The following is a 6,890-nucleotide window of genomic DNA, read 5'->3' on the forward strand; positions in this document are numbered from 1 at the left end:
GGTTTTTAGCTGGCATTTTTGTATAAATTGACTAAACTAATTTTTTATTATACCCTATTTAAAGGCACAACAGCTTAAGAATCAAATAACTGACTTCAAAGCTTTGTCAACACTCACCAACTTGTCTCTACTCTTTCTCGGCGAGAATCAAATAACTGACCTACAACCCTTGTCAACACTCACCAACCTGACTTCGCTCGGCCTTAACAACAATCAAATAACTGACCTCAAACCCTTATCAACACTCACCAGCCTGACTAGACTCGCCCTCAATTACAATCAAATAACTGACCTCAGACCCTTGTCAACACTCACCAGCCTAACTAACCTCTCCATCAATAACAATCAAATAACTGACCTTAAACCCCTATCAACACTAACCAACCTAACTGACCTCTCCCTTCATAACAATCAAATAGCCGACCTTAAGCCCTTATCAACACTCACCAACCTAAGTTACCTTGCCCTCTACAACAATCAAATAGTTGACATAAAATCTTTATCAACACTCACAAAGCTGACTTTCCTCTCTCTCGAAAACAATCCAATGCTTATTGATAAAACTTGTCCTGTCAAACCCGAATCTATCTGTAGATTTGTACGTTAGCCCTACCGCAAACATTTCAACGTCCCCTGTCTAGAATTTTTGAGGCGAGCGCATAACTTGAACTTGCTGAAGGCGATCTACCTCCATCCCAGAGGCAATTGGACAACTATCGAATCTGGCACGGCTTGATCTGGATTCTCCCAAAAGTTAACATTGAGCTTTCAACTTAGTTTTAGAAAAATTTGCTAGAGAATTTGGAGTTGGTAAAAATAAACACATCATCTTAACTATTAACCAAACAGGTTGGCATACTAGCCCACAAGTTCGAGTTCCTTCTTGGTCTACATTTGGAATTTATGCCCTCTCCTCCTCCCGAATTACAACCAGTAGAACGTCTGTGGTCTTTAGTAAATGAACCAATTGCCAATCGGTCATTTCAAAATCTTGATGAATTAGAAGAAGTATTATTTCAACGTTGCCAAATTCTGCTGAAACAATCTTCTTTGCTTAAAGGGATTACTTGTTACTATTGGTGGCCAAAACCAAAGCTATATCATTCCGGTGCAACCAGAATTGATATTACATCAGAATAGTGACCATTTCCGTGTTTGCCAAATCTGCATGAGAGCCGGAAAATCCTACATCTGACGAATGGGAATAGAATTCTCTCTTGGTCTATTTGTCTGTGGATAGACAAAAACTGCAACAACGTTTTGAGAGAGGAGGCGCATTGCTTCAAGGGGGCAATTCACTCTTTTAATGGGAATATTATTATCATGCACCCAATCCCAAAATTCAATTGCTATACCATTTTCTATTTTAGGAAATACAGGCATAGGTACGCCATATTGCTTAGCAATTAAACCCCAGCTTGCCACAGGCGCTTTAAATTGCACTTCCGTACCTTCCAAAGAGGTAGGGTAATAAATTTTTCCGGCTAACACTCCTTTGTTAAATATCATATAATTATCTCCAATTGTTAAGCAACCATCACACGCCCACACCGTTGCCCTGGTAATTGGAGTTCCGTCTGTCGTATAGCGACCGTTCCAGCTATCAAATCTCGAAATATTATTTTTAAAATTCTTTTTGGCGTAATTTGGATCTACTTTTTGTCGCCGCTTTGCTTCTCCCATAATATCTCCTAAGTTTTATTTTCCAAAATCTTTACATCTAAAATCTTTAACGAGGATTTAGACTTTTCCTCGGTTGTAGGTTTTGTTAGAGATTCAATTGAATACTTCAATTTGAAACCAGAGAAATCGCAGGCATAGTTAAAGCCTTATGGTGCAAGGGTTTGGAATTTTGCCAAACGATCGGCAAAATTGGTACGTCAATCAAAGTTGTGCAGGAACTGGGTTTCAGCGAGAAAATTCAAAAAGTGGTAAGTGAATCAAACTCTACTCACTAGAAATTTTAGATCTTAGATAATGCTGGACTCCCTCGCGGGAAAGTCCAACAACCTCAGCTATTTCTTTTAGGGTTAGACCTTGAGCGCGAAGTCTGAGAATTTCGTTGTGTCGTGCCTGCTGTGCTTCCGTCCTACGTACCACAGCTCTACGCATATTTGCGCCACTTTTTTTGAGGCGGAGATAAATATAAGTTCGACTAACTTCAAGATAATTAGCAATTTCGTCGATTGTTTGCCCTGCTTCGTAAAATTCCCGAATTTTTTCATAGCTCATTTTAGTTTTCTCCTTTTATATTTCACACAAACAAAAAAATCAGCATTTGAGGGTGAGTCATGTAAGTTGCAGGGTGAGGTTCGGCGATCGGCAGGAAGTTAAGTATATATAACTCATTTTAAAATACCTAACATCGGCATCTAGCAGATTGGAGCTTCCCATCTCAAATCCTCTGGATCAGCTCGGAATCTTGCCATCCCGTCATCAACCATCGATTTGGTTTCCAACAGGTAGCGACCCTCAACAAACTCCAACACCCGGCACTTAATCCACTCCCCAAGCTTTCTCTGGAACCAGCCCCAAGCTTTCTCGGAAACTGGGGAATGTTCTAAATGGGGTTCTGCGGTTGAGTCTGTTGTCACACTAGGTGTTTTTTCTATATCTATAGTCCGAGGTGTGACAACTTGCGGTTTGGGAGGGGCTTTTTCGTAACAACCCTTACTGTGAGCCGATTTGGAGTCTAGTGTGACATCAGCCTCAACTGCTGCGATGCTGTTCTGGTGGAATTCAAATAAAGCGAGTTCGTCCCTTTTCCTCCAAGCTTCAAAAATCTGCGATCGCAAACCTTCAGGCTCCGAGATTTTGTTGCCAGCCCTATCAAAGCAATTTGCAGAAGCGGCGCTGCCAAACTTGTAAAATCTCACCCGGTCTTCACCTACGCGGCGCTGTTCGCCGCTGGGCTTGCGTCCAAGTTGCCCAACAAAGCTCCCTACGACTCCGACCGGATTCTTTGCCACTTTCTCTTGAGTGACTGTGATGCCTGTCAAAAGTTTGATATCTTCTGCCAGCTTCAACGCCTTGGCTGCAAACTCAAGAACCTCTGGCGATTTGTGACTCCATTCTTTTGTCCGGTCGAGGAACTGCAAAGTATTCAGGACTTCGTGAATTTTCAGCTTGCCCGTGATTTGCCGGACATCTTGGAGGCAGAGTTGTCCGTCTCCGCTCTTAATTTGGGAATCGATATTTTTGCGCTCGCGCACCCAAGCAAAATCTGGGTTGTGGGTAAGCAAATATTCAAGAAGAATTTTTCCATGCCATTTATCTTGGTGAAGTTGCCTAAGCTCTGGGCTAACTTCTACTTTGTAAATTTCCTTCAGTCTGAATTTTTCTTCTTGATGCCGTTCGGTGTCGGTTTTGCTGCGTTGCTGTTCGAGCTTCTCGAATTCCTCCCGATCGATGTCGTCTGCCTCTGCCACGGCAACGGCTTCCTCAACTTGACTAAGAATTCTCAGTGCCTTAATTTCCCCGGAGGTGTCGCGATCATCGTCTCCGCAATCTGTAACGACGTGACCTTCGGCGACTAAACCTTCGCGTACAGTCTCCCGAAAATCCCAAATTGACGAATTTATTCGGGCCGCGTACTTCGCCCAATACTTTAAAACTACTGGGTTGTAAGCTCTGTCTAGGTCAAAGTCAAAATCTTTAAGTAGTTGCAGGTTGTAGCGGCAGTCTCTTTCCTTTGAATTGGCTACTGCCTTGTAATTTGATTCCCCATTGCCAACTTTTCCCACTGCAATCTGGCGGCACCAGACAAATCTCGGCATCGGTTCCCGCACTCGCGCCAGACTTTGCCGCACTTCGTTGTCAGAGATTGCGCCCTGATAAATGCCAAACACGGCGGTAAAATGTCCCCGCAAGTTAACAGACACCCCAGTTGCCAGCGACGGCGAACAAATGACGATATCGTAGAGTGCCGCTAGTTCGTTGATTTTCTCAGAGGGTTGGTAAGCAGGATGCTCAGGGTTTGCGACAGTCTCGGCATCTATTCTGAGGATTTTTTTACCAGGGCAGCGCGATCGGTAATATTTTTCTAGGTTTTTAGTACCGTGTTTGCTTTTAGCTTTCTGGCTGTCACAGCTAACCCAGATTTTGCCCCCATTCGTTACATGATCGACTGAATCCTTGAGGAGTCCCGATGGATTATCTTGAGTTTTGCCCTTGATGTGTTGGGTGTCATAGAATTTTATCTGCCACGGTTCAGACGGTTGCCAGTGATTTACTGCAATCCAAGGCGCCACATCAACCCCAGAAAGCTCGCGAACAAAATCGATACTGTAATTACTTAAATCAGCATCCTGCAAAACGACTTGCCCGCCGGAGTTCAGCACGGTTTGCAGCAAAAGCTTGAGACTTGCAAGAATCGCTTGCCGATGTTCCCGGCAGGTTGAAGAGTTGAGCGCGTGCCAGAAAATTTGCTCGATTTCATCAAAAATAATTAGCGCACCTTTCCAAGCTAGCGGATTGAAAAATGCTTGAGAGGTTGGATGCAAGCTGTCGATGCAAAGTCCGTACCCGAGAGCATTGCCCTCAATGAAGCGATCGCCGTCGCTGTTCATTTCTTCGATCCAAGGAATTCCGACAACTTGGCAGATTCCCCGTCCCAGAACAATTCTGTGGGTGAGGACTAAAACTTTGCGGTTTTCGGCTTGAGTTTTGGCCGCTAGTTTTCTGAGCGCGTAGGTTTTCCCCGTACCTTTGGGCGATCGGATGCAGATAAGGCCTGAATCTGGGTAAGGAATGTCTAGGTAGCGCTGGTTGCATTCCCATGCGATCGGGTGAGTCAGCGCCCAAGCTTTCTGTCTGTTTTTCTTGCCGAGCCACAGGAAAAATTGTTTCTGAACCTCATCAATGTTTCTAGCGGCCGAAATTACCGCGTCAACGTCCCCGCCGACGGCTGCAAAATCATCAATCCCTTTTTGCGGGCCCGGTAACTGTGCAATTTTGGCGATCGCATTTTGCAGCAGTCCCCCCGTAGCTCGTGCCGCTTTGAACTCTACAGACTTGAAGTATTCACCCTCGCGGTAGTCAAAGGTGAAAGTGATTTCGCGTCCTGGCGTGTCGAACTCCTGCAAATCTTCCTGTAGTTGCTCGCCGATCCTTCTGCCATCGGATTTTCGGTAAATTACCCGACGCCCCATCCAGATGCCGTTCAAAGAAATTGCTGCATAACCCAGAAGAAGCAAGCATCCTGCCTTTTTTTCTCCTTCAGCAAGTGTGACGGGAATATTATTATCTCGTACCCAGTCCCAAAATCCGATCGCCAGTCCCCACGGCCCTACTAACACTGGATTATCAGGAATTGCAACACCGTAGCGCTTGGATACTAATTCCCATATTGGCAGGGTCGGCAATAAGAAAGTCGGTCGGCAAGGAATAGATATGTATCGCCCAGCGGTATCGTAATATCCGCTTTTGTTTAAATATTTACTTTTTTTTGCTAGAGGCCCGTGAGTAACCTTGGCGCGGCCGTGGCACACTAAGGCCACTGACTCCATACAGTCATTCAAACTTGCGCGTACCTTTCCACCTCGGACTCCCGTGCCGCTTTGCGTCGCCGTGACTTTTGGGTGAAGAGTCTCAAAAAGCTCTGCGCCCTTTTCTGTGAGCCAGTTTCCCATAAAGAAAGGAAACTTTAAATCGAAGCTTACACTTGGCGGGCTAGATGCGAGTAATTCTTGCAGGTGTTCAGGCAGAAGCTCAGTATCAGCAAAAGAGCTTGCCGCAGGAGGATTATCGAACTTTTTTTCTGACTTTTCTGATCTCATGGTGATAATGATTCTTGTTCTAGAGCCACTACCACCCGGAATTGAAATTGACCCCTAAGAAAAACTAGAAATACCACTATTGCGGTAAACTTAAATTAAGAAATTGAATGAAACGCTCCCTTGCCGGGGAGTTGGGGTCTGCTTCTGCCTTTCCGGGTGGTAGCAGTTTTTTTTTTTTTTTGCCGGCCGTACACCGATTAAATCCCAATATACCGCGAAACTGTCTTTCAGGGATAAACCCTTTTAGGGATTTGAAAAACACGCGGTCAAACCCGGACAAACTACGTCGATAACTCGTTTCAATGATACTGCAAAAATGCTTGCGAAGATCGAGCGTCACGTTACAAATTTGATAAGCTGATAATTAAATTTTCTCAATAAAGAATTTAGTTATTATCAGATTATCGATATAGAGAATTTAATTATTATCAGATTATCGATATAGAGAACTTAGTTATTATCAGATTATCGATATAGAGAATTTAATTATTATCAGATTATCGATATAGAGAATATCTCTCTCTGTTGATAACGGGATTTATACCATATAGCGCTTCTAAATCAGTCGTAAGTATTTTTTTTACTCTACCCCAAACCTCACATTGGTAAGGGAAGGAAGTAAGAAATTCACAAATAATTGAGGATTGCTATAGTAGAATTATTTCCGATAAGTTGCTATACGATAGGCACTAACTTTTACTGGCAAAATACCGAGCCAAAAGCTGAAACATAGATAGTGAAAGCATTACTCCTTTCCTCCGATTATACGGTAATCATTATTGAGAGCGATCAATAAGTCGTAACTTTGATGATGGGCTATTTTAAACTCTTATTGAATAGGTATTTAAAATATAATGTTTTTTGATCAAAAATTATATTACAAGAGATTTTTTTCCATAAGTTGGTATACAAAAGGCACTAACTGTTGCTAGTAAAATACCCAGTCGAAGGCTAAATATAGACGGTTAAAGCATTACTCGTTCACGAAAAATTTTATAGTTTATCCAAAATCTCTGTCCGATCGCACTAACCCAAATTTGGCGTTGCTGAATCAAGGTATGAATGCCCCAGGAATGGGAATATCGTGAAATTTCAAGTAATGTATTAATAACT

The 6,890-nt window shown here is 43.2% G+C and carries 4 protein-coding genes and 1 pseudogene; 2 read left to right on the forward strand and 3 right to left on the reverse strand.

The annotated features are described in order from the left end of the window. Nucleotides 1–169: 169 nt before the first annotated feature. A complete protein-coding gene (locus tag QUA90_RS30625) occupies nucleotides 170–607 on the forward strand; it encodes a leucine-rich repeat domain-containing protein (RefSeq protein ID WP_445300154.1) in 438 nt (145 codons plus the stop codon). Nucleotides 608–738: 131 nt separating this feature from the next. Beyond that, a pseudogene (locus QUA90_RS29710) lies at nucleotides 739–1,044 on the forward strand (transposase); the annotation flags it as partial. 141 nt (nucleotides 1,045–1,185) lie between these two features. On the opposite strand, the gene QUA90_RS29715 reads toward QUA90_RS29710, so the two are convergent. The 3 genes from QUA90_RS29715 to QUA90_RS29725 form a co-directional block, all read right to left on the reverse strand. Then, entirely contained in the window at nucleotides 1,186–1,683 is a 498-nt protein-coding gene (locus tag QUA90_RS29715; protein WP_333448717.1) for a hypothetical protein, read from the reverse strand. A gap of 264 nt (nucleotides 1,684–1,947) precedes the next feature. Then, on the reverse strand, nucleotides 1,948–2,232 hold the full coding sequence (locus QUA90_RS29720) for a hypothetical protein (RefSeq protein WP_333448718.1): 285 nt from the start codon (nucleotides 2,230–2,232) through the stop codon (nucleotides 1,948–1,950). 140 nt (nucleotides 2,233–2,372) lie between these two features. Next, nucleotides 2,373–5,777: a plasmid replication protein, CyRepA1 family gene (locus QUA90_RS29725; protein WP_333448719.1), complete on the reverse strand. Its 3,405-nt coding sequence runs from the start codon at nucleotides 5,775–5,777 to the stop codon at nucleotides 2,373–2,375. Nucleotides 5,778–6,890: the final 1,113 nt, after the last annotated feature.

This window comes from Microcoleus sp. D3_18_C4, assembly GCF_036702355.1.
GTDB lineage: Bacteria > Cyanobacteriota > Cyanobacteriia > Cyanobacteriales > Microcoleaceae > Microcoleus.

Coding starts and splice junctions, on each gene's coding strand:
- QUA90_RS29720 (WP_333448718.1), bottom strand. CDS start 2,232: ATGAGCTATGAAAAAATTCGGGAATTTTACGAAGCAGGGCAAACAATC.
- QUA90_RS29725 (WP_333448719.1), bottom strand. CDS start 5,777: ATGAGATCAGAAAAGTCAGAAAAAAAGTTCGATAATCCTCCTGCGGCA.
- QUA90_RS29715 (WP_333448717.1), bottom strand. CDS start 1,683: ATGGGAGAAGCAAAGCGGCGACAAAAAGTAGATCCAAATTACGCCAAA.